General features: G+C 35.5%; 20 protein-coding genes. 8 read left to right on the forward strand and 12 right to left on the reverse strand.

Annotation, left to right across the window (positions count from 1 at the left end; genetic code table 11):
• Positions 1 to 1464 carry a glutamate synthase subunit beta gene (locus tag HZI73_RS18625; protein WP_212694871.1) on the forward strand — a complete coding sequence of 488 codons (1464 nt, stop codon included), beginning with the start codon at positions 1 to 3 and terminating at the stop codon, positions 1462 to 1464.
• 82 nt (positions 1465 to 1546) lie between these two features.
• On the opposite strand, the gene HZI73_RS18630 is transcribed toward HZI73_RS18625, so the two are convergent.
• Entirely contained in the window at positions 1547 to 2572 is a 1026-nt protein-coding gene (locus HZI73_RS18630) for a D-alanine--D-alanine ligase family protein (RefSeq protein ID WP_330619588.1), read from the reverse strand.
• Between the two features lie 30 nt (positions 2573 to 2602).
• Positions 2603 to 4084, reverse strand: a complete 1482-nt coding sequence (locus HZI73_RS18635) for a UDP-N-acetylmuramoyl-L-alanyl-D-glutamate--2,6-diaminopimelate ligase (RefSeq protein WP_212694872.1) — start codon at positions 4082 to 4084, stop codon at positions 2603 to 2605.
• 242 nt (positions 4085 to 4326) lie between these two features.
• On the opposite strand from HZI73_RS18635, the gene HZI73_RS18640 reads away from it, so the two are divergent.
• On the forward strand, positions 4327 to 5184 hold the full coding sequence (locus tag HZI73_RS18640) for an AraC family transcriptional regulator (protein WP_212694873.1): 858 nt from the start codon (positions 4327 to 4329) through the stop codon (positions 5182 to 5184).
• Between the two features lie 151 nt (positions 5185 to 5335).
• Positions 5336 to 5536 (forward strand): cold-shock protein, encoded by a 201-nt coding sequence (locus HZI73_RS18645; RefSeq protein ID WP_212694874.1) that lies wholly within the window; start codon positions 5336 to 5338, stop codon positions 5534 to 5536.
• A 79-nt stretch (positions 5537 to 5615) separates the two neighbouring features.
• Here HZI73_RS18645 and HZI73_RS18650 read toward each other — a convergent pair whose 3' ends face one another.
• The 7 genes from HZI73_RS18650 to hcp form a co-directional block, all read right to left on the reverse strand.
• Positions 5616 to 6698: a Gfo/Idh/MocA family protein gene (locus HZI73_RS18650; RefSeq protein WP_212694875.1), complete on the reverse strand. Its 1083-nt coding sequence runs from the start codon at positions 6696 to 6698 to the stop codon at positions 5616 to 5618.
• A 1-nt stretch (position 6699) separates the two neighbouring features.
• Positions 6700 to 7398, reverse strand: a complete 699-nt coding sequence (locus HZI73_RS18655) for a ThuA domain-containing protein (protein WP_212694876.1) — start codon at positions 7396 to 7398, stop codon at positions 6700 to 6702.
• A 57-nt stretch (positions 7399 to 7455) separates the two neighbouring features.
• A complete protein-coding gene (locus HZI73_RS18660; RefSeq protein WP_212694877.1) occupies positions 7456 to 8337 on the reverse strand; it encodes an AraC family transcriptional regulator in 882 nt (293 codons plus the stop codon).
• A 229-nt stretch (positions 8338 to 8566) separates the two neighbouring features.
• Positions 8567 to 9925, reverse strand: a complete 1359-nt coding sequence (locus HZI73_RS18665) for a GntP family permease (RefSeq protein WP_212694878.1) — start codon at positions 9923 to 9925, stop codon at positions 8567 to 8569.
• Between the two features lie 237 nt (positions 9926 to 10162).
• Positions 10163 to 11305 (reverse strand): glycerate kinase family protein, encoded by a 1143-nt coding sequence (locus tag HZI73_RS18670; RefSeq protein ID WP_212694879.1) that lies wholly within the window; start codon positions 11303 to 11305, stop codon positions 10163 to 10165.
• Positions 11306 to 11519: 214 nt separating this feature from the next.
• Entirely contained in the window at positions 11520 to 12686 is a 1167-nt protein-coding gene (locus HZI73_RS18675; protein ID WP_212694880.1) for a CdaR family transcriptional regulator, read from the reverse strand.
• A 175-nt stretch (positions 12687 to 12861) separates the two neighbouring features.
• Positions 12862 to 14502, reverse strand: coding sequence for a hydroxylamine reductase (hcp, locus tag HZI73_RS18680; protein ID WP_212694881.1), 1641 nt, complete (start codon positions 14500 to 14502; stop codon positions 12862 to 12864).
• Positions 14503 to 14906: 404 nt separating this feature from the next.
• Here hcp and HZI73_RS18685 point away from each other — a divergent pair, with 404 nt between their 5' ends.
• Both HZI73_RS18685 and HZI73_RS18690 read left to right on the forward strand, forming a co-directional pair.
• Positions 14907 to 16160, forward strand: a complete 1254-nt coding sequence (locus tag HZI73_RS18685) for a MerR family transcriptional regulator (RefSeq protein WP_212694882.1) — start codon at positions 14907 to 14909, stop codon at positions 16158 to 16160.
• Between the two features lie 250 nt (positions 16161 to 16410).
• Positions 16411 to 16875: a GyrI-like domain-containing protein gene (locus HZI73_RS18690; protein ID WP_212694883.1), complete on the forward strand. Its 465-nt coding sequence runs from the start codon at positions 16411 to 16413 to the stop codon at positions 16873 to 16875.
• 171 nt (positions 16876 to 17046) lie between these two features.
• On the opposite strand, the gene HZI73_RS18695 is transcribed toward HZI73_RS18690, so the two are convergent.
• Positions 17047 to 18090 (reverse strand): hypothetical protein, encoded by a 1044-nt coding sequence (locus HZI73_RS18695; protein ID WP_212694884.1) that lies wholly within the window; start codon positions 18088 to 18090, stop codon positions 17047 to 17049.
• Positions 18091 to 18562: 472 nt separating this feature from the next.
• On the opposite strand from HZI73_RS18695, the gene HZI73_RS18700 reads away from it, so the two are divergent.
• A complete protein-coding gene (locus HZI73_RS18700) occupies positions 18563 to 19309 on the forward strand; it encodes an alpha/beta fold hydrolase (protein WP_212694885.1) in 747 nt (248 codons plus the stop codon).
• A 210-nt stretch (positions 19310 to 19519) separates the two neighbouring features.
• Here the strand turns inward: HZI73_RS18700 and HZI73_RS18705 are convergent, their stop codons facing one another.
• On the reverse strand, positions 19520 to 20089 hold the full coding sequence (locus HZI73_RS18705) for a GNAT family N-acetyltransferase (RefSeq protein WP_212694886.1): 570 nt from the start codon (positions 20087 to 20089) through the stop codon (positions 19520 to 19522).
• Between the two features lie 207 nt (positions 20090 to 20296).
• Between HZI73_RS18705 and HZI73_RS18710 the strand changes: the two genes are divergently transcribed.
• Both HZI73_RS18710 and HZI73_RS18715 read left to right on the forward strand, forming a co-directional pair.
• Positions 20297 to 20950, forward strand: a complete 654-nt coding sequence (locus HZI73_RS18710; protein ID WP_212694887.1) for a flavin reductase family protein — start codon at positions 20297 to 20299, stop codon at positions 20948 to 20950.
• A gap of 77 nt (positions 20951 to 21027) precedes the next feature.
• Positions 21028 to 21753 carry an HAD family hydrolase gene (locus tag HZI73_RS18715; protein WP_212694888.1) on the forward strand — a complete coding sequence of 242 codons (726 nt, stop codon included), beginning with the start codon at positions 21028 to 21030 and terminating at the stop codon, positions 21751 to 21753.
• A gap of 218 nt (positions 21754 to 21971) precedes the next feature.
• Here HZI73_RS18715 and HZI73_RS18720 read toward each other — a convergent pair whose 3' ends face one another.
• The gene (locus HZI73_RS18720) at positions 21972 to 22982 is read right to left on the reverse strand and encodes a phosphotransferase (RefSeq protein WP_212694889.1); all 1011 of its coding nucleotides are present in this window, start codon (positions 22980 to 22982) and stop codon (positions 21972 to 21974) included.
• Between the last annotated feature and the right edge of the window lie 342 nt (positions 22983 to 23324).

Consider the following 23324-nt stretch of genomic DNA (forward strand, 5'->3'; position numbering starts at 1 on the left):
ATGGGAAACCCAACAGGATTCAAGAAATATCCTCGTAAAGTAGGTAGCTATAAACCCGAGCTTAAACGTATTAAAGACTTTGACGATATCTATATTCCATTGGAAGATGAAGAGATTAAAACCCAGGCTTCTCGTTGCATGGATTGTGGTGTACCCTTTTGCAGCTATAACTGCCCTCTTGGCAATATTATCCCCGATTATAACGATCTTGTTTACCATGATCAATGGGATAAAGCCCTTGAGGTTCTACACTCCACCAACAACTTCCCTGAGTTCACTGGTAAAATCTGTCCAGCACTCTGTGAAGCATCATGTGTCCTTGGTATTCATAATGACCCTATTACCTGTAAACAAGTGGAGCTTGCCATTATTGAGCGGGGATGGGAAAAAGGTATTGTGAAACCTCAACCACCAGCTGTATTATCTGGTAGAAAAGTAGCCATTGTTGGTTCAGGACCATCTGGTCTTGCAGCAGCTCAGCAATTGGCACGCGTTGGTCATAGTGTAACGGTATATGAACGTGAAGATGCTGTAGGCGGCTGCCTACGCTATGGTATACCCGATTACAAATTACCACAGATGTACATTGACCGTCGTGTAGAGCAAATGGAAGAAGAAGGTGTTACCTTCCTAACCAACACCAATGTAGGCGTTGATGTATCCGTTGATGAGCTAAAAGAGACCTTTGATGTGATTTGCCTCACTGGTGGTTCAACCACCCCAAGAGATCTGGATGTATCTGGAAGAAACCTAGATGGTATACATTTTGCGATGGACTTCTTGCCACAGGCAAATAAATTAAATGCAGGTAAAGAAATTCCTTCTACTCAAGTTATCTCAGCAAAAGATAAAAAGGTTGTTGTTATCGGTGGCGGCGATACAGGTTCAGACTGTGTGGGTACATCTATTCGCCAAGGCGCTGTGGATGTCATTCAACTGGAATTATTAGATGCACCACCCATAGAACGGACAGAAAGCCAACCGTGGCCTGTATACCCTATGATTCTTAGAACATCTTCTTCCCATAAAGAAGCTTATGCTAAGTTTGGTAAAGACATCAGAAATTACAGTATCGCCACAAAATCCTTTGAAGGCGAACACGGTAAGGTGACGAAAATTAATTGCATTAAATTAGAATGGTCAACAGATGCTAATGGTAGAAAATCCATGAAAGAAATTCCAGGAAGTGAATTTCAATTAGAAGCAGACCTTGTCCTATTTGCAATGGGCTTCTTGCATCCTGAACATAAAGGTATGTTAGATGACTTAGGTGTTGCTTATGACAATCGTGGTAACGTATCTTCTGATAACTGCTACATGACCAATATTGAAGGTATCTTCACTGCTGGCGATATGCGACGAGGTCAATCCCTTGTGGTTCATGCTATTGCAGAGGGACGTAAGCTGGCACAGTGTGTTGACAAGTATTTAATAGGCTCTACATTCTTAAGAAGCTCCTTATAATAAGGTTACAAGCCCCATCTTTCATAAAGATGGGGCTTTTTTACGCATTATTTTAGTCATTTAATGCATCATGACACACTATCTACGAAACAATTTCATTACATAATTGGGTATATGAAATACCCATGGCTAATGCTTCTTGAGGGATGAGGCTGGTGGGTGTCATACCAGGAAGCGTATTGGCTTCAAGACAGTACATATCACCCTTTTCATCTAACATAAAATCAATTCTTGAGTAAGTGCCTAGACGTAAACATGTGTGAACGTTTAGCGCAAGCTTTTGCATGCCTATCGTTGTTGCAGTTGTTATACGAGCTGGACAAATCTCAGTCGCCATATTAGGTTGATATTTGTTTTTATAGTCATAAAAACCTGTTTTAGGAATAATCTCAATAACAGGTAAGGCTTCTCCCTTTAGAAGACCCACTGAAAATTCTCTGCCAACTATTTTCTTTTCAATCATGACTTTGGATTCAATTTTTTTTGCATCTGCGATAGCTTTTTGCAGTTCATCTTGTGTACTGACCATGGATATACCTATACTTGAACCATTACTACAGGGTTTAACCACACAAGGTAAACCCATTGTCTGAATCACATGCTGCTCTGTCATCCCATCTTCTAACATAACCCAATGGGGTGTGGGAATATTACCTTCACGCATGAGTTTTTTACTTATATCTTTGTCCATGGCTAAAAGGCTCCCGATATAACCTGTTCCAGTATAAGGAATACCTAACACATCAAAAGTTGCTTGTATTTGTCCATTCTCCCCTATTGAACCATGTAAAGCAATAAAAACCTTATCCGCAGCTTGGCAGTTTTTTATGACATTAGGTCCAATAAGAGAATCGCCATTGCTGCAATTATTTTTTATTGCATGTAAATCCGGAGCTGTCTCAGGCACGTTATATACATAGGGAACATGGCTCTTATCCTTAAATAAATGTTCTAGATTAATGTCCTTTAAGGAAATACCTTCATAAACATCCAGTAATAAGACGCGATGACCGGCTTCCCTAAGAGCATTCGCAATAAGACTGCCTGAACTAAGGGACACATCTCGTTCGTGACTTAGTCCACCTGCTAGAACAACAATTTTCATCATTCCACCTCATTTTTAGTTATATACTTGATTTTATTTGAGTACAGACACGGAATCTGTCTCCATCATAAAATAATCTTCAATCACTTCTGCGTCATTAAAATAAATGGACAATCCTTTTCTTATTTGGTAATTTTCATGCCCCTTACCTGCCACGATAACGATATCGCCTTTTGATGCTTTTGATAAGGCTTGAAAAATAGCTTTTTTACGGTCTTCTATCTTTTCATAAGTACATCTTGCTCCCATGATACCTACTTCGATATCACGTATGATCTCTACTGGGTCTTCGTCCCTTGGATTATCCGATGTAAGAATACAATGATCTGCATACATACCGGCAATCTTGCCCATAATGGGCCGCTTCGATTTATCTCGGTTTCCCCCACAACCAAATACCACATATATCTTCCCTGACGATAATTTCTTAGCAGATTGTAAAAGCTGCTCTAAACTATCTGGGGAATGGGCATAATCTACGATGGTAAAGATATCCTTTAGATTGGGTATTCTTTCAAATCGCCCAGGTATAAACATCACTTGACCAATGCCTCCAATAATTTCATCCAGTTCTAAGCCTAATGCATAACAAGAGGCAATAGCTGCTAAGGCATTATAAATGGTAAATTCACCCGGTATACTTAATGTCACTTTACTTTCTGTATCATTATGAACTAACGTAAACACGCTTCCACGGGAGGTATACTGAATATCTTTTGCTGTAAAATCAGCATGCCGCATAATACCGAATGTGATGACAGGACACTGTGCCCTACTTGCAAATGCTTCGCCAACAGGGTCATCTATGTTGATAACAGCTTTCTTACACATGCTAAATAATTTAGCTTTTGCAGCTTGATAAGCTTCCATGGTACCGTGTTCATCCAGATGATCTCTTGATAGATTGGTAAACACACCAATATTAAAATCACAACCTATGACTCTATCTCTTTCCAAAGCCGTAGATGTAACTTCCATGACCGCATATTCTACCCCTTTTTCCACCATCTCGGCAAAGGAACTCTGCAGTTCGAGTGCATCAGGTGTGGTCGGGTTAATCTTAACTGTCTTAAGACGCTTCGGTCCAACGGTGTTTTTAATGGTACCAATAAGTCCTGACCGTTTTCCAATATGATCCATGATGCCATCAATTAGAAATGAGGTACTGGTTTTACCATTGGTACCTGTTATACCAATAAGTTTAAGCTTTTTGGATGGTTCATGGTAAAACCGATTGGCCAATATAGCCATGGTTTTTCGTGTATGATCTACTCTTAGCACGGTAACTTCTTTTGGTACTTCATACATATCATCTTCAAGTATAATGGATGTAGCTCCTTCTCTGACAGCATCCATGATAAAATCATGGCGGTTAACATGCTTATTACGTACTGCAATAAACAATGCCCCCTCCTTAACTCTTCTTGAATCCCAGCATAATTGTTTTACATCTGTATGGACATCACCTTGTATGATTTCATAGGTTAAGCCTTCCATTAATGTACTTAATTTCATGATATTCCCCCTATTATTGATATGCTTCACAGTAAACTTTCCTCTGTACAGCTTTAATTACCTCTAGTATAGCATTATTTTTTACAACTAATATTGCATTATCTGTCTATTTTCTTGCAATAACTGCTATTCTGGTGATAAAATAGTTATATGGATATGTAAATAACCATAAACTTATGAGGCATGTTCGCTGATATTTGGTTACCATATAAGCCCTTAATATTAAGAAAGGAATCGAAAAAATGGATAGACTAGGCAATGACTATAGCCAACGGGGTTATCTAAAAGAAGACTTTCGTTTGTTTCATTTAAAAGACCAAAATAAAGATGCTTTTTCACTCCATTATCACACTTTCCATAAGATTGTTTTCTTTCTTAGCGGTCAAGTTACTTACTTAATCGAGGGTAAGTATTATAAGCTTAAACCTTGGGATATACTTCTTGTAGCCAAAAATCAAATACATATGCCCATTATCGATCCTCATGAACCTTATGAACGTATGGTATTATGGGTAAATGATGCCTTTTTACAGCAAGATAAGGAAGAAGACAATAACCTTTTATCCTGTTTTCACATAGCCAGTCAGAAGAAGAATATTTTAAGGTTATATGAAACGGACCTTCATGCCACTAAGCACCGCTTGTATGCATTAAAAGATGCCCTATCTGATCAAGCTTTTGGTCACTATACCATGAATAAATGCCTGTTTCTTCAACTCATTGTTTGGCTTAATCGCTATTACTTAGGTGCTGATGCTCCCATTGCTGATGTGACCTATGATGAACGGATTGAAACCCTTATTCACTATATTAACCACCACTTGGACGAACCCCTTCGTATTGATCAGTTAGCCGATACGGTCTATTTAAACAAGTACTACCTGATGCATCTTTTTAAAGAACAAATCGGCTATCCTATTCATCGTTATATTTTGGAAAAGCGACTCATTCGTGCTTCTTCACTGGTTCGAGAAGGTGTCATGTTATCAGAAGTTTGTGATCGGTGTGGTTTTGGTGATTATTCCAGTTTTGTAAGAGCCTTTAAGAAAAAATTCGGCGTATCGCCCAAAAGGTATGCAAAATCCATGCCAATTAGTTAGATAATTCAAGGCGTAGACAATAAAATGTTTTTATTAAACGAAGTTGCTAATCTTTTTGCAATAAAATTTGACATTTATCGTCTCCTATGATAGCCTATATGAGTAAGGTTATACTTTGCCGTACAAAATATTAATTTTCGGAGGATTTTTAATGAAAACTGGTGTAGTAAAATGGTTTAATAATGAAAAAGGATTTGGATTCATTTGTGTTGAAGGGGAAGAAGATGTATTTGTACATTTTTCTGCTATTCAAGGAGATGGATTTAAAACTCTAGAAGAAGGTCAAAAAGTTGAATTTGAGGTTACCGAAGGAACAAGAGGCCCTCAAGCAGAGAATGTAGTTAAACTATAAATGAAATTTAAAAAAGAAGGTATCAAGACCTTCTTTTTTTTTGACGCTTATTTGACGCTTATATGATTATCTTTGACATTTATTCACATGCTGGTAATGCTTTTGGTTGTTCACATGTACTTTCTAATGTCACATGTTTTTCTGCATTAGATGCATCATGGAAGCCATGCATAATATCTAATACGTGGTAAGCTAATGCTCCACTTGCTTTAGGCTCTCTCTTCTCAATAATCGCACTTGCCATATCAGCAAGGCCTAATCCTCTACTGTTATCTGCATAATCATGGGTAAGTGGCACTTCTTTCCATTCTTTATCTGATGGTAACTTCAATTGAACTGTTCCACCAAAACCATTAGGATCGGGCACACTTAAGCTGCCTTTTGTACCATATATTTCGATGCGAGGTAATTGAGCTCCCCATACATCAAAACTTGTGATAATCGTGCCGATTGCCCCATTTTCAAAAGCTATCATACCAGCAACATGTGTAGGCACTTCAACTTCTATCTTGGTGCCGTTTTTAGGCTCACTTGTGATGGTACGTTCTGCAAAAGTCTTTCTTGTATAACCTGTGACTTGCTTAACAGGTCCCATAAGGTTAACCAAGGCTGTTATGTAATAAGGTCCCATGTCAAACATGGGTCCGCCTCCAGCTTTATAATAAAATTCAGGTGCTGGATGCCAGCTTTCATGACCGTGACATACCATAAAAGCAGTGGCTGCAATGGGTTCACCGATGACACCATCATCTATGAGTCTTCTACAAGTCTGAATACCAGCTCCTAGAAAGGTATCAGGCGCACAGCCAACTTTTAAGCCTTTTGACTTTGCTAAATCCAATAAATATTGACCATCTTCTCTTGACAATACCAATGGTTTTTCGTTATACACATGTTTGCCTGCTTTAAGGGCTTGTTCTGCTACAATTTTATGTGCCTGTGGTGTGGTTAGGTTCAGAATCATATCAATGGTTTCATCTGCTAACATCTCATCTACTGTCATAGCTTTTACCTTGTATTTATCCCCTTGTGATTGTGCTTTATCCATATCTAAATCAGCACAGCCAACTACATCCAAAATATCAAATACACCTGTTGTGTTCTTTAGATAGATGTCGCTGATATTGCCACAACCAATAATACCTACTTTTACCTTCTTCATGCTATCCCTCCTTATTATCAGCTTCTTTACTTACAGCCTTTGATTTACCTGCTGCCGCCCATAAGAATCCTCTGCGCATCATTTCAGATACTTCATCTATCTCCACTGTTTCTGCATGATGGCCTAGAGAATTGTAATACACTCTTCCCTGTCCCCATCTTTTTGTCCAAGCTACAGGCATGCGAACAACACCGTTGGTGGTGTGATGGCCTTCTGCTATGGGAAAATCTGTGGTTGCTAATACTTGAACAGCTGGGTCTACATGCAAATAATACTGCTCAGATGTTACTTTAAAATCTTCTATATCCTCCACAAGAGAACTGGAAGAAGGCATGATGTTAACGGTATAGGTTACACCATCACCACCAGGATGACTCACCCAGTTGCCTCCTGTCATAAACTGCCATAATACACTTTGTCTAAAAGCATCGCACATGCCTCCATGACAGCCTGCAAGGCCAACACCTTGTGCAACAGCTTCTGATACATTGTTCACGAAACCATCTTCGATTTCACCCATGGTCCATACAGGAACCAATAAATCATATGCCAATAGTCCTTCTTTGTCTTTTAGGCAATCTAACGTATCACTCACTACAACTTGAAAACCTTCTTTTTCAAGTACTGATTGAAAATGCTGGGCAACCTGTAGGGGTTCATGACCATCCCATCCCCCTTGAAATATTAACGCTTTCCTCATAAAAAAACCTCCATCATACTAGATTTTGCTCTCTTCAAAATCTACTATAACAGAGATTTATTCTTTACTCTTCTCATTTATAACACTATCCTTCTCATTTATACGCTTTCGATATATAGAAGGGGAACATCCCATATAGGTATGAAACACACGATTAAATGTCTTAACACTGTTAAACCCTGTAAGATATGCAATATCAACAACGGTATCATCTGTTTCTGAAAGGCATTCTCTAGCCCTTTGTAAGCGTATCATGGTGACGAAGTGTTTAAAGGTCATACCTGTATACTTTTTAAATAGTCTGGTAAAATAATTCTTACTCAGATGGACCAACTGAATGATTTCTTCAAGGGACAGTGCCTCATGGTAATGCTTTTCAACATGATGGATCACGTATTCAATAACCGGGTGGGGTTGATATTTCTTATGAACTTGTTCCATGGACAGTTGCAATTGCTCTTCCCTTAACAGACATGTCATCAGTTGATACATACTGCTTAAGATGGCATATTTGTAACCTTTTTTCATTTGCTCATATTCCATTAATAAGGTGGCTAAGATACGTTTGAGCTTCTGTCTAAAATCCTGATTATACTGGTCATTGATAATGAGGCTATGACTGAATAACATCATTAATTGTTGGTAATCATGGGTATCATAATGTAAGCTCTCTAATAAATTCATATGAAATTTCATGAGTATATGATGAAAATGCGCACATTCCACATAACGGTGAATCTCTTTTCGTCCAATAATCATCATGTCACCTGTTTGGAGAGTATAACGATCATTTCTAATGTAAACATCACCTTGTCCTTCAGCGACTAACAAGATTTCAATTTCCTCATGCCAATGAGGAGGAAAACCAAACATCTGCCCTTGCCATACTTTGATGGGATAATCATGGGCTTTGAAAGTATATTCATAATAGGGTTCCATTGCTCATACTCCTTATCCATGTTATGGTTTTATTATGCCATAGTCTTATGTATTATACCAGATTATATCGTCTTTTTCGAAGAACTTTCTTAGTAAATCTCCTTTTATTGACATCTCTTGAACATATAAAAAGGTATAAACCTTAATGGTTAAGCATACGATGCTCAAGCCAACGTTTATACCTCTTATTATTATATAGTTTATGATATTAATCTATCCGCCCTAAGCACTATAGCAAAATAAATGATAGTAAAACTACAAATGCAAAGGTGACTAAGCCCTGTATCAAGGTAGCCATGGTATGGGACTTGTAACCTGTGGATACATCCATTCCGCTGAAATTCGTTACTACCCAGAAGAAGCTGTCATTGGCATGGGATACGGTCATGGCTCCAGCACCAATGGCCATTACTGTTAAGACACTTCCCATGGTAGAATCCAACCCAAGGGATGTTAGCAGTGGGGCCACAAGAGCAGATGTGGTTACAAGAGCAACTGTTGATGAGCCTTGAGCTGTTTTGAATGCTGCCGCAATGATAAATGGCAGGAATATACCCAGGTTATATTCGGCTAAAGTAGCACCTAAGTAATCACCTATCTGCGTGGTTTTAAGCACCGTTCCCAGTGCACCACCTGCACCTGTTACCATGATAATCACAGCTGCACCTTTTAAACCATCACCAATCCAGCCTGTTAATGTTTCTTCATTTAACTTAGGCAATAACAATAAGGAGAATAAGAATCCAATAACAAGAGCATTAATGGGTTTACCTAAAAATGAAACCGCTGTATATAAACCGCCATCACCTAGTGGCAGTGAGGGCATATTGGCAATTGTACCAAACGTAATGAGTAAAATCGGTACAAGAATAGGAGCAAATGCCTTCCAAGCACTTGGTAAGACACCATACTTTTCTTTTACCTCGTCATAAGACATTTCTAATGGCTCTTGATCTTCTGTGGACGTATACTTCTTACCTGCAATTTTTGCCCAGAAGTATCCTGCAAACATACCCACCAATGCTACTGCAATACCAATTAAAATAACCAATCCCAGTTTATTTTCAAGACCTAAATTACCAGCAGCAGCAATAGGACCTGGTGTGGGTGGTACAAAGGTATGGGTAGCATATAAGCCTGTTGCTAGTGCCACTGTCATCATAACGGATGATGCTTTTGTTCTTTTGGCTAAGGATCTTTTAAGTGATGATAGAATGACGAATCCAGAATCACAAAATACAGGAATAGATACAATGTAGCCAATAATACTCATGGCAAGGCCTGGTCGTTTTTGACCGACCACTTTTAGAACAGTATCTGCCATTTTAATGGCTGCACCTGATTTTTCTAGAATTGTACCAATGATGGTACCTAGAATAATGACGATACCTATATACCTTAAGATACCTCCAAAACCTGTCTTAATGGTATCCCCTATCTCCAATAGAGGCATACCTGCTGCCAATGCAATACCATATGATGTAATAAGTAATACAATAAAAGGGTGAATCTTAAACTTAGATGTTGCTAACACAATAAAAGCGATACCTAATACCAAAATAACAATTAACATTGGACCTTCAACCATGTAAAACCCTCCCTATAGATGAAATAATAATATACAATATGCTGAATGATGGGCCAATATGTTTATTTCTAACATCCAACATATTACCTTGATTTTATAAGTTGAATGGCTAGAGATAACAGGGTACCATGTCGTCGATCATTCAACTTATATCTATCATAATAGCGTATATGTTTTGTATGAATATGCACGAAGAAATACACGCCTTTATGAACACTTTAATCTGTGCTATACACTTTACTTGTGCATGCTAGCCAATAACCGCATGACACGTTCTATGGTTTGATACAGTAGTTCTTCCCCATGCTCCATGGCATATGTTAAATCTCTTGGTCCGTCCACGATGGAAAACAGTGTATCAATGCCTTTTTCATAGACCAGATGAGCATCTTTTCCAATGGAACCAACCACACCAATAACAGGAACATGATATTTCTTGGCAACAGTAGCTACACCAACAGGTAACTTGCCATGTACGGTTTGATAATTGATTTCACCTTCACCTGTGATAACTAAATCGAAATCATAATCATGGAAATATTGATCCAAGCTAATGCTGTCTCTAATGATATCAAATCCCGGTTGTAAGCTGGCATCCATAAAAGCTAATAAACCTGCACCTAACCCACCTGCTGCGCCTGCTCCTGGCACATCCTTAACATCTTTTCCTAGCTCTGATTGAATCATCTGAGCATAGTGTTCTAGATAGCTGTCAAGTCGTGGTAAGTCTTCCTGTAAAGCACCTTTTTGAGGGCCATAAATATAGCTGGCGCCTTGTTTACCACATAAGGGATTATTCACATCACAAGCCACTAGAAATTCTACATTCTGTAAACGTGCGTCACAGGCACTCATATCAATGGTATGCAAATCTTTTAACCCAATGGCTCCGCGGCCTATAACTGTGCCATGTTTATCCAGTAAGCGAAATCCTAACGCCTCTAACATACCAGCACCACCATCATTGGTAGCACTACCTCCAATACCAAGTATAATCTTGGTACAACCTTTATCAAGAACTGCTTTTATCAGTTCTCCTGTACCGTAGGTGGTCGTATACAATGGGTTTCGTTGATTATCTGGAACCAATGGTAACCCTGAGGCACTTGCCATCTCAATAACAGCTGTGATGTTATCGCCTAAAATACCGTACTTGGCATCTACTGTTTCACCTAATGGTCCTGTCACGTTGGTATGTTCAATGGTGCCTTGGGTATTGTGTACAAGTGCTTCGACGGTTCCCTCTCCACCATCAGCTAAAGGACAGGTCACAATAGTGGCTTCAGGGTATATATTTAAAATGGCCTTCTTAGCAATTTCACAGTATCGAATTGCTGATACACTTCCCTTAAAGGAATCTGGTGCTACAAATATGTTCATTGGTTCAACCACCTTCTTTCATTGTATGTAATGACTAAAAAAATACATTTTTTTATGAACTGTTCGTTTAATTTTACTAACCATTTAACTTTATTATAGTACAAAAGCATCTGTTATGCTTCATACATACCAGATAAAAATACAGAAAAAAATTGTACCCAAGGTACAACTTTCTAATGGTTACTCAACATATATTGTCTTTTTGCGTGTATCATCAACTTTTATAGTGTTTAATATACAGATAGATCACGTGTAATAGCATTCTGTCCTTTTCATTATGAATGGGGTTAAGATTAAGATATTCCTTTAGCTTATTCATACGAAAAATCATGGTGTTGCGATGAATGTATAAAGCTTTTGCCGCATGGACAAGGCTCATGTTATTCTCAATGAGTGCTTCAATGGTTTCAAACATATGCTGTGAATCAAGGATCTTCTCCGCTAGAGGTTTTAGGTACGTATCAAGTAAACCTTTATGGACACTGGCAAATAATAACTCAAATATATGGTCTTTGGCAAAGATAATCTGCTTTCCCTTTTGTTTGGCGTTATTCAACAAAAGCTTAGCTTCACGGTAACTCTCTGCATAACCATGCTGTGACGGATGATAATTTCCTACAGAAACAGACCATTCAACATGTAATCCTTCTAATGCTTTTTGGATTTCTATAAAATACCCCTCAATGTGTTCTTTTAGATGGTTTTCATCTTGTTTAAAAGTTTTAAAAATAATAATTTCATCCACATTGATATAAGAGGATATGTCTTGTTTATTGTGGCTTGCAGTAGCCTTTATACTGCTTATGATGTGCTCTTTAACTTTTTCTTTTGTTAAAAGCGGACTGGTTTCAACCACATGGTTAAGGTTATTAAGGGACAGCAAACACACCACCCGAGGAATAGTCAGATTATACCCTAATTTAGCCCCCCAATTTTTTGTGGTTTCCCAGTCATAATCATAATGAACGGCTAGGAGCCTATTGATAAAAAAAGTCTTTTGGCTTTGATGATGGTAGATTCTTTCTTTTAGTGCCTGCTGTTCAAGCATCAACTCCGTAGACATACGTACTAATTCAGCTGTATTCTCCAATTCTTTTGGAGAACCCGTTATACCAATTACACCAGCAATAGCATGTTGATAATAGAAGGGCATGTTAATACCTTGTTTCACCCCTTCATATTTTGCTTCATCTTCTTCGTCAATATCAATACGGCACTTTTTCTTAATCACTTCTTCTGCAATCTTATGATATTTACCAATGCGTTCTTTACTGCCACTTGCTATAATGACACCTAAGTCATTCATGATGTTAATGTTATAACCAAGATTATCCATAATCTGGTCCACCAGTTTTTGCGCCAACTCTTGATTAAGAACCATTGTGCCACTCCCTATCTGCTAAATGATTAACCATATATGGGTATAATGTAACACAATATAGTGGCGGTTTCAAGGTGAGCTAAAGCTTATTTCAACATAGCATCCCATTTTAAAATGAAAAGGCACCTCTCTAGCTGACTAGATAAGGTGCCTTTTTATATTTATGATTGATTGACTATTGTAAAAACATTTTCATATCATCATCTACATTGGTGATGCCACCGATACCAAATGTTTCAACTAACACGTTCGCTACATTTGGTGATAGGAAAGCAGGAAGTGTTGGTCCTAAGTGAATGTTTTTCACACCTAAGTGAAGTAAAGCAAGTAACACGATAACTGCTTTTTGCTCATACCATGCAATGTTGTATGCTATTGGTAATTCGTTAATGTCATTAAGCTCAAATACTTCTTTTAATTTAAGTGCAATAACAGCTAATGAGTAAGAGTCATTACATTGTCCTGCATCAAGTACACGAGGAATGCCACCGATATCGCCAAGTGGTAATTTGTTGTACTTGTATTTTGCGCAACCTGCTGTAAGAATCACAGTATCTTTAGGTAGTGCGTTAGCAAAATCTGTGTAGTAATCTCTTGATTTCATTCTTCCATCACAACCAGCCATAACAAAGAATTTCTTGATTGCGCCAGTCTTAACAGCGTCTACCACTTTATCAGCAAGAGCAAACACTTGTGCATGTGCAAAACCACCAACGATTGAACCTGTTTCAATCTCTGTAGGAGGAGCTAAACGCTTAGCATGCTCGATAATTGCTGAGAAATCCTTGTTACCATTTTCGTCTGCTTCAATGTGTGTACAGCCTGGGTATCCAGAAGCACCCGTAGTATAGATTTTTTCAAGTTGCTCACCTTTTGGTGGTACGATACAGTTTGTTGTAAAGAGAACTGGTCCATTAAAGGAAGCAAATTCCTCTTTTTGTTTCCACCAAGCACTACCGTAGTTACCAACAAAATTATCGTATTTTTTAAATTCAGGATAGTAATGTGCTGGAAGCATTTCACTATGTGTATAAACGTCTACCCCTGTGCCTTTTGTTTGCTCTAATAACTGCTTAAGATCGCTTAGGTCATGACCTGAGATTAAAATCGCTGGGTTATTTCGAACACCTAGATTTACTTCAGTAATCTCTGGGTTACCATATGCACCTGTATTCGCTGCATCTAATAGAGCCATTGTATTAACACCATATTTACCAGTTTCTAATGTAAGGGCTACAAGATCGTCAGCACTTAAGGTGTTGTCAACTGTTGCTGCCAATGCTTTTGTTGTAAACGCATAGATTTCTTTATCTTCTTTACCAAGATTAAGTGCATGATGGGCATAAGCTGCCATACCTTTTACACCGTAAGTGATTAATTCTCTTAATGAACGTACATCTTCATTTTCTGTTGCAAGAACGCCAACAACCACACTATCAGCTTTGGCTTCTAATGCAGCATCAGATTCAGCATACCATGTAGCACAGTCATGAAGGTCCGTAAGAGCTACCCCTTTAGCCTCTAATGCTTCCTTTAGAGTTTTTCTAAGTACTAAGCCTTCTTTAATTGCAGCTTTAATAGCTTGGTCATCAAAGTTAGCATTGGTGATTGTCATAAATAAACCATTCATGATGAAATGATCCACCGGGTCAAGATCCACACCTTTGTCTCTTCCCTTATTAGCTAATATTGAAAGTCCTTTAATGGTATAAATGAGTAAATCTTGCAAGTTAGAAACTTCTTCATTCTTACCACACACACCTGCTACTGTACAACCTGTTCCTTTTGCAGCTTCTTGACATTGATAACAAAACATACTTTGCACAACCTTTCATATTTAAATTTTATTATGTTTTTCACTAATATTTGGGTTATTTTGTTAACCACTGACCAAAGTATAGCATGGTGGTATATAGAATTCTGTAACCTATGTTACGAATGAGAATTATTTTCAAAAAAGGAACTACTATCTAATGACATTCCAAACAATTTATACGGCTATAGAACATCTAGGAAAGGTGGGAAGACCGTTCATGACGTTTAGCGTGATGTGACGTTTAGTGAATGGATTGATAATTTCAAGTAAATGACATTTGCACCTGTTAAAAAGCAATTATTTAATGAAACTTGCAAAGTCATAATATACATATTGACTTTCCAGTTACTGGACATGATATACTAATTAAAGAGTTAACTCAATAAGTTTTGGAGGTTGTTATCATGATGAAAATTGGTGACTTTTCACAACTAACAGGTGTGCCTGTTAAGACACTTAGGTATTATGCAGAAATAGGATTGTTACATCCTGCATGTATAGAAGACAATAATTATAGGTACTATGGACTTGAACAACTATTAGAAATTAACCATATAATTGAGTTAAAAGATTGTGGTTTTACGCTTAATGAAATTACCAATAAGGATATAAATACAATGAATACTTCTGATTTGCTCTGTCTATATCAAAAAAAGCTATCTGTTGCTGAGAAAGAGCGTCACTTTGCTAATATGAAAATAGCAAACCTCAAAAGAAGAATTTCTGAATTAAAGGAAAAGGAGAAAGAAAACATGATTTTATATAATTTACATCAAGCACCTGACCATTCAACATTGATGGGGACAATAAAAGGAGTCGCAGATTTTTATTCTTTAAATCTTAGTCCAGAGATGCTCTATGGACTTACTGGGCAAGCTTTTATGATAAATATACATGAAGAACTATGCCCAAGTGGACCCTATTGTTACAACCTAACAGCATTTATTGAACTTCTAAAAAATGTTGGTATTGAAATGAAAAACTGTGGATTCTTCACTAAATCAAGTACAACAAAAGAAAGAGAGCAAATTGAAAAGACAATCAAGGAACATTTAGACAGTAATAATCCATGTGCTCTATTAAATATGGAATATCAACTGATAACTGGTTACGATGATACTGGTTTCATTACCACTCAACCATGGTCAACAGATTTTCCACCAGGACATTTAACATATGGTACATGGGAAGAAATTGGAAATGAAATTCACATGAGCATTTTTACTTTCAATAGTGTACAACAAAAGCCAATAGATGAAATGATAAAAGTTGCTCTGTATTCTGCATTAGAGATTAATACAAATCCTGACCAATATACAACTAAGCCATATTTCACTGGTTTAGAGGCATACGATGTTTTTATTAAAGCTATTGAAGATGGACATGGTAGTGGACAAGGCAATCGGTGGAACGCAACAGTATGGGGAGAGTGTCGAAATATGGCTTCAACCTTTTTTAAGCAACTTTCTGACGTGTATCCTAATTTATCAAATGATTTCTTATCATTGAGTCATGATTATAAATTAATAGGTGAGAGTTTGCTTAAAATTTCTGAAAGCAATCTTCCAATAGTACCTAGAATAGATGTGTTGAAGGAAATAAAGTCTATTGAAAGTGTGGCAATAGATAAGATAAAAACTGTTTTAAACAAGTTATGATGTTAAAATCAAATTAAAACAAGGAAGATTTTGACCTTGAAACGAAAGGGACTGTTTTTACGCAGTCCCTTATTTATGGGGGTTAAAAGGATTTAGCATTGATGAATTTGACATTGATAACAAAACATACTTTGCAAAGAATTCAAATAATAACTTTCGAAAGAACATTCGTTCGTGTTATAATGATGGTAGGAAATTGATAAGTCAAAAAATGAAAAAAATCGATATCATAATAACAGGAGGATGAGAGATGGAAATTCAAAAATGTACAAAAGAATCTTTTTCTGTTATAGGAAAAGAAGGTTCTACAAATGACGGGAATGGATTTATTCAAAAATTGTGGGAGGATGCTAATTCTCATTTTGATGAAGTAGCTGAACTAACCAAAAAAGATGAGGAAGGTAATCTTCTTGGACTATGGGGTGCAATGTCTGATTTATCCCATTCTTTTAAACCATGGGAGGATAATTTTTCAAAGGGTCTCTATCTTGCAGGTGTTGAAGTAACGGATGATGCACAAGCTCCAAAAGGTTGGGTAAAATGGACAATTCCTTCGTATGAATATATTTATGTTAAGAACGAAGATAGTAAAACATTTGCTGATGTTATAGCATACCTAAACGATAACGATATTCAGCTTGTAGGTGCTGTACACGATTTTAATTGTCCTAAAACTGGACAAGGGTACATGTTCTTTCCAATACGAAAATTATAAGTAAAAGGGACTGTTTTTTACGCAGTCCCTTTATTTATAATGCTTGAAAGTATTTTACATTTATGAACTTGACATTGATTATAAAACATAAAGAATACTTCAAGGCTACTATATTAAGAAAACTACCAAAATGAAATTGGTTGCTTACATAACTAGCCAGTTACTTGCTGTTTATTCCTTTTTCGTATTGTTATAAAAGTGATCACCATAGTTGAATAGCTTTTTATATACTACTACTTCTTTTTCGTTTAATTTATTCTGGCTCCAATTAGGAAAAAGCGGACATTTATTAAATGTCTTTTCGTTATAGGTAATATTAACCGATAATATTTCTCTCTTCTTGGTCTTATCCATTTGGATACAGAAACGACATTTATTGCAATCTTTTGTTCTTTCTAAGACAAATTCCTTTGTGTCTTTATCTAATTGATTAAAATGATGCATGATAACTTTAAAGTAAGGTATGATAAAATCGTATCTTATTTGCTCTTTATCTCCTGGGAAAAATTGAACCATGAAACGAGCTCGTACCTTTTTGGGATATTCTTTCATCCATGTATATTGCATTCCTTTATTTGAATAAACAAATCCATTGTCAATAAAGTACTTCTCCAACTCATTAAGACCAACTTTATTGCCAGTTAACTCGCCAAATAACTTTATACTAGGAACTTGCTTATCGCTATACCTAGCAAAAATAAAATTTAATATTTTATTTGTTTTAGGAATTTTTTTGTCTTGTTGGACAATAGATAGTTCTTTCCATGCCGGAAAAATGAGTGGATATTTTTCATTTCTGAAACTCCAGTATTCTTCACCTTGTTCACATGAAATACCAATTACTTGAAAGATTATAAGAGATTTCTTTATTTTTCTACAATCTGTTTTATTAATCATTAAGACATTGTCTTCTACACAACCCATTATCCCCATGTCATATAAGAGCTCAAAAAAGGCAAAGAACTTCCTTCCAAATTTACGTAAATCTGCACTAGAAACAATAGAATCTTCTAAGGGTTCAAGGTCAATAATAGAAGGTTTTTTATAAATAATATCTATTGTTTCATCTAGAAATTTATACATTTGTTTTTGAGACTCTTCACTTGCCATACTATTGTTAACATATACAAATTCTGTATACAGAGCTTTATATGGATATATAAAACGTTCTGCAAGACTATTAAACGATTTTCCAATCATATTTTCACATATCATTTTATTCCTCCTCATATTGTTAGTTGTCTTTACCCTCATAGATTTTAATTATTGTTAGTTGTCAAGTGTTTATCTAAGTATATCTATTTTAAACCACCTATATATATTGAATAATTATCTTAGGTTTCAGCTATTTAACAAATTAAAAGTATTAATGCCTTCCCGATAGATTTATAGTTAGGCATAGTCAACTATTCTACGAACAATGCATATTGCATTGACATACAAACTTTACCACTTTAAAAATGATTTTGTCAAGGTTATCTTGTATTATTAACGATAACTACCTTTCATATTTTATTATTATCATGTTTTTAATTAAGAAATTCCTATACAGGGGAAAGGGTATCCTAGTAGGACAAAATTTACAAAAATTAATGAACTTGACAACACTACAAGTTGCAGAGCTAAATGAATTACTGTATAATATTGGCATCATAATACAAAATAAGCCATTAAGGGAGGAATTAACTTGGCCTATCATATATACCATAACCAAAAAATATATTTTGATGTTATAGGAGAAGGAGAACCCTTACTCTTATTGCATGGAAACACCGCTTCTTCAAACATGTTTCAACATTTATTGAAGTTATACAAAGACGATTATAAGATTATACTTTTGGATTTTTTAGGACATGGTAAGTCCGATAGACTTACTCAGTTTCCCACTGATTTTTGGTTTGACCAAGCATTACAGGTTATTCATTTTCTAGAAAATCAAAATCTTGGAAAAGTCAATATTGTAGGTACGAGCGGTGGTGCTCTCGTTGCATTGAACGTAGCCCTTGAAAGACCTGACTTGGTCAATAAGGTTGTAGCAGATAGTTTTGAAGGAGAATTCTCTCTAGAATCAGTAGCAAATATTGCTGAAGAAGATCGAAATCAATCAAAACAAATAGAAAGTGCGGTGAATTTTTGGCAGTATAATCACGGAAGTGATTGGGAAACTATTGTTGATCATGACACAAGGGTTATTATTGAACATCATAACTCTATCGGAAAATTCTTTCACCATGATTTATCAGAACTAAAAGTTCCAGCATTGTTAACAGGTAGCTTGGAAGATGAATATTTTCCAGATATTGAAGCAACCTATAAATCGCTCGTTCAAAAAATAAAAGAAAGCAAAATGCATGTGTTCTCAAAAGGTCATCATCCAGCCATGGATTCAAATGCCGAATCATTTGCAAAAATTGTGAAGGAGTTTATGCATTAGCCAAGATATGTTTTTGTTTTTTTACTATAAGAAACGTGCTGAATACCAATTTCTATGCTTATTAGGGTTTGTCCCCAGAAATTATAGGAGATGGTGAATGCTTACTTACTCTCTTCATATCTTAATTATAGAAAAGGGGCTGTTTTTTAACATCCCTTTTTATTACGTTTGAAAGTTATTCTTATATGCTTTTATCATCTAAATTATATATTATTTGATGCAGTTAAGCATCCATTCATTTTTTAACAATCTGTAAGATACCCTATCTCTCATTTTTCCCTCATGCCATACCTTCATTTTAAATTCTGCCTCTTTAATCATACCACATTTTTGCATGACTCTCTCTGATCCTTTATTATCTTTGATGCATCCAGCTGATATTCGAAATACATTATTATCTACAAAAGCAAATCGAATTACCTCTTTAACTGCTTCTGTAACATAACCCTTGTTCCAAAATTTGGGGTATATGAAATATCCAAGGTCCACAAGTTTTCCTAATGGTGTAAAAGCTGTAACTGTATAACCAACCTCCCCTATATAAGCTTTAGTTACTTTATTTTTAATCCTAAAAAAATATTTTCTTCTATTATTTGAAAAAGTATCTTCTATTACATTAATCAAATTCGTTTTTGACTCTTCTAGTGTAGATGTTTCAATATCTTTAAGATAATACATTGTGTCTTTATCCGATAATAACTTATGATAGGAATGCAAATCATTAATTGTATGGTTTCTTAGTAGTAATCGTTTAGTTTCTAAATAAATCAATGCATCCATGTTTTCTCCTTTATAAACTGTAATCTATTTTTATCCACTGCCGTTTCGACTAATTGACAATTAGTGTTGTTATTTAATCGTTACATTACAATTATACATTTGTTAGCAAAATATAACAATAATGAATGGAAGCTGTTCACTAGAACTAATGTTCGTGATATAATAAATATAGAAATAAAGTAATAACATTATGCGAGGAGGTCTTTTATGAATTATGAACACAACAAGAATAAACCAGATATTATAACTGAAGATTGGCCAAATCAGTACACAATACTGCCATGGATGTCGTACTTAACTTCAATCCCTCATGTTATCTTTATGGTAACGACGTTAAAAGAAAATGGTCTTTCTAATGCAGCATTGCATGGATGGGCAAGTTTTTCTGGTGAGGGTAATAACTACTATATCATAATGCCTGTGATGAAACATTCACATACTTACCAAAACATAAAAAGGGATAATGAATTCTGTGTAAACTTTTTATCATCTAATTATGTTGATTTGTGTAAAGAAACAATAGCCAAGAATGCACATGATATAGATGAACTTACGAGTGTTGGGTTCACACCTGAGAAATCAAAAGTTATTAAAGCTCCCCGTATAAAAGAAAGTTTTTTAAAGCTTGAATGTACATATGAATGGGAAAAAGAATTATGTCCAAACAGTATAAATGTTACTGTATGTGCTAAAGTTAACCATATCTCTGCTAATGAATCATTTGTAACCAGTGCTATTTCTAATCGATATGGTCATGATAGTTTCATGTTTCATCTTATGGCTATGAAAAATCCGTATACTGGCGAAAGGATAAAAGGCGGTATCGGTAGAATTGAACTGACAAGAGAAATGGAATTATAAAGGAAATAGCGTATAGCTCATAATCTTCATTCAAACGATTATTCATGCTATAACAGTAAATATAAAGGGGAAGAAACATGATGGATATACCTAAAATGATTATTTTTGATTATGGACAAACCTTAGTTGATGAAAAGCCTTATGATATACTTAAGGGCACAGAAGCTGTACTTCTTCATGCTGTTGAGAATCCTGATAACGTTTCAGCAGAAGAAATATGTGTATTATCTACTAAGCTTTTTGGAGAAATCGTAAAGCATAGAGATCTATCCGTATTAGAAGCACATAATCATTCTTTTCAAAACTATCTTTATGACTATTTTGGAATAGTATTTACTATATCCTCACTAGAAATAGAAAGGATTTTTGAAGGTGCAGCATCTACTGGTGAACCTACAAAAAATATTGGTGGTTTCTTACAGTTGCTTAGTAGAAAAGGCATACGTACAGGTGTTATAAGTAATATGTCATTTAGCGGCAGTATGCTCACTGAACGTATTAATCGATATATGCCATCACATGCATTTGAATTTATTATTTCAAGCAGTGAATATGTGTTTAGGAAACCTCATAAACGCATATTTGAGCTTGCTCTTCGTAAAGCCAAACTTGAACCTCACCACGTTTGGTATTGTGGTGATCATGCTATATGTGATATTGATGGAGCCGCCAATTGTGGTATATTTCCTATTTGGTACAAGGGTGCATTTGAAGAGAAAAATACCCATGTTCCAACTATAAGTGATTATTTAGAGGTAAATGATTGGCATGAATTAATAACATTGATTGAAAAAAATAAATGAGATAATGTGTTGATAATATATAAAATATGACTATAAAAAAATAGAGGGACTGTTTTTACGCAGTCCCTTTATTTATATACTTTGAAAGAACTCTACATTGTTCTTGTTCAAACGTAAAGCGTTTGACCATGGATGTATAATAAAATCAAAAGATTCTCAACTTTATTGTTCAGTAGCATGCCACACAAGCATTTATCCATATTTCTTTCTAATTCGAACTATAAATGATGATGTATTTCACACCATTCTTTTAACCATGTATATTGTCTATCAACCCAATTATCATTTAGCCAATGGATGCCTTCAATTGGTGCACGGTTTATTGGGATATTAGCATTTAACTCGTAATGTCGCAATGCAATAAATAGTGGTATTGAGTCTATTTCCAATTGTGTTAATGGGAATAAATCGGTATAACCTTCAAGAAAAATATCCAATGTTTCTTGCGTATTCAATATGTTCTTTTTATCCAAATTAAAATAATCTGTTTTATCACAATAAACTGCAATATCAAACATATTGCACCCAATGCCACATGCATCAAAATCAAAAAATGCAACATCATCTTTCAAAGTTTTTATAATATTACCATTATGAAAATCACCGTGGCAAAATCCAATACTCTGTGGTTGTTTCGAATAGAGTTCTTTTATTTTTCGCGATAGCAATACTCCGTAACTTTCAAAAAAATTCTTCTCTTTAATTTTGTTTGGAAAGTATACATCCATTACTTCTATAAAATTATTAATTATATGGTCTTCATCTATATTTATTAGTCTATCTAATAAAGGATAGTTGTTCATATGTAGTCTAATTAGTCCTAATTGTCTTCCAATAACTCTATGAACATCATTGTAATATGATACTGGCATTGTTTTTCCATTGATAAAATGCATAACAACAACTTCACGTTCCCCTTCTGGTGCAAGGATAGTTGTTGTATTTAGGTTACTGTTGTTTTTAAACACTCTAGGAACTATTATACCTTTTTTCCACAAATAATCCATTACATTTGCACTTTTTTTAGCATTTTTTTTGTGAAGAGGAAGACTCTTATATATTTTCATAACATATTGTTGCTTGTCATCCTCAATGAAGTATACATCTCCAATAAAGGAACGATATAACTGCAATGACTTGATATTATTTATTTTATAATATTCCTCCAATAGCATAATAAGGTCATTGTTACTTAAAACAGAATAGCAACAACTTGCTTTAAACAGCATATGTATAACCTCCTGGTTTTATGGTATGTATTTAAAAGCGTAGATATGGAATTGTGGCTAATATCTACTTATATTATGTCTATTTTATCACTACCATATTTAGCAAGCAAATGCATTTTGGAATATTTGTGGAATACTAATGCTATTGATACCACATGTAATAATGAATTAATGCACAAGACAGTATTAATTGTTTTATAATAATGAAGTCTGATAATCAATTTCCTATATAGCATTTACTACTCCTATGGATATGAGAGGATGTGTATCATGAATAAACAAAGTGAAATTAATAAAAAGGCATGGTTAGCCAATGAAGACCTTCATAAGCACTCGGGTTAT

The organism is Vallitalea pronyensis (assembly GCF_018141445.1).
Classification (GTDB): domain Bacteria; phylum Bacillota; class Clostridia; order Lachnospirales; family Vallitaleaceae; genus Vallitalea; species Vallitalea pronyensis.

Bases quoted from the DNA above. Each gene is read 5' to 3' on its own strand.
- HZI73_RS18705 (WP_212694886.1), bottom strand. From the start codon at position 20,089: ATGGATGCATTGATTTATTTAGAAACTAAACGATTACTACTAAGAAAC.
- HZI73_RS18715 (WP_212694888.1), top strand. From the start codon at position 21,028: ATGATGGATATACCTAAAATGATTATTTTTGATTATGGACAAACCTTA.
- HZI73_RS18640 (WP_212694873.1), top strand. From the start codon at position 4,327: ATGGATAGACTAGGCAATGACTATAGCCAACGGGGTTATCTAAAAGAA.
- HZI73_RS18665 (WP_212694878.1), bottom strand. From the start codon at position 9,925: ATGGTTGAAGGTCCAATGTTAATTGTTATTTTGGTATTAGGTATCGCT.
- HZI73_RS18695 (WP_212694884.1), bottom strand. From the start codon at position 18,090: ATGATATGTGAAAATATGATTGGAAAATCGTTTAATAGTCTTGCAGAA.
- hcp (WP_212694881.1), bottom strand. From the start codon at position 14,502: ATGTTTTGTTATCAATGTCAAGAAGCTGCAAAAGGAACAGGTTGTACA.
- HZI73_RS18625 (WP_212694871.1), top strand. From the start codon at position 1: ATGGGAAACCCAACAGGATTCAAGAAATATCCTCGTAAAGTAGGTAGC.
- HZI73_RS18710 (WP_212694887.1), top strand. From the start codon at position 20,297: ATGAATTATGAACACAACAAGAATAAACCAGATATTATAACTGAAGAT.
- HZI73_RS18720 (WP_212694889.1), bottom strand. From the start codon at position 22,982: ATGCTGTTTAAAGCAAGTTGTTGCTATTCTGTTTTAAGTAACAATGAC.
- HZI73_RS18685 (WP_212694882.1), top strand. From the start codon at position 14,907: ATGATGAAAATTGGTGACTTTTCACAACTAACAGGTGTGCCTGTTAAG.
- HZI73_RS18660 (WP_212694877.1), bottom strand. From the start codon at position 8,337: ATGGAACCCTATTATGAATATACTTTCAAAGCCCATGATTATCCCATC.
- HZI73_RS18670 (WP_212694879.1), bottom strand. From the start codon at position 11,305: ATGAACATATTTGTAGCACCAGATTCCTTTAAGGGAAGTGTATCAGCA.
- HZI73_RS18630 (WP_330619588.1), bottom strand. From the start codon at position 2,572: ATGATGAAAATTGTTGTTCTAGCAGGTGGACTAAGTCACGAACGAGAT.
- HZI73_RS18675 (WP_212694880.1), bottom strand. From the start codon at position 12,686: ATGGTTCTTAATCAAGAGTTGGCGCAAAAACTGGTGGACCAGATTATG.
- HZI73_RS18650 (WP_212694875.1), bottom strand. From the start codon at position 6,698: ATGAAGAAGGTAAAAGTAGGTATTATTGGTTGTGGCAATATCAGCGAC.
- HZI73_RS18655 (WP_212694876.1), bottom strand. From the start codon at position 7,398: ATGAGGAAAGCGTTAATATTTCAAGGGGGATGGGATGGTCATGAACCC.
- HZI73_RS18645 (WP_212694874.1), top strand. From the start codon at position 5,336: ATGAAAACTGGTGTAGTAAAATGGTTTAATAATGAAAAAGGATTTGGA.
- HZI73_RS18690 (WP_212694883.1), top strand. From the start codon at position 16,411: ATGGAAATTCAAAAATGTACAAAAGAATCTTTTTCTGTTATAGGAAAA.
- HZI73_RS18635 (WP_212694872.1), bottom strand. From the start codon at position 4,084: ATGAAATTAAGTACATTAATGGAAGGCTTAACCTATGAAATCATACAA.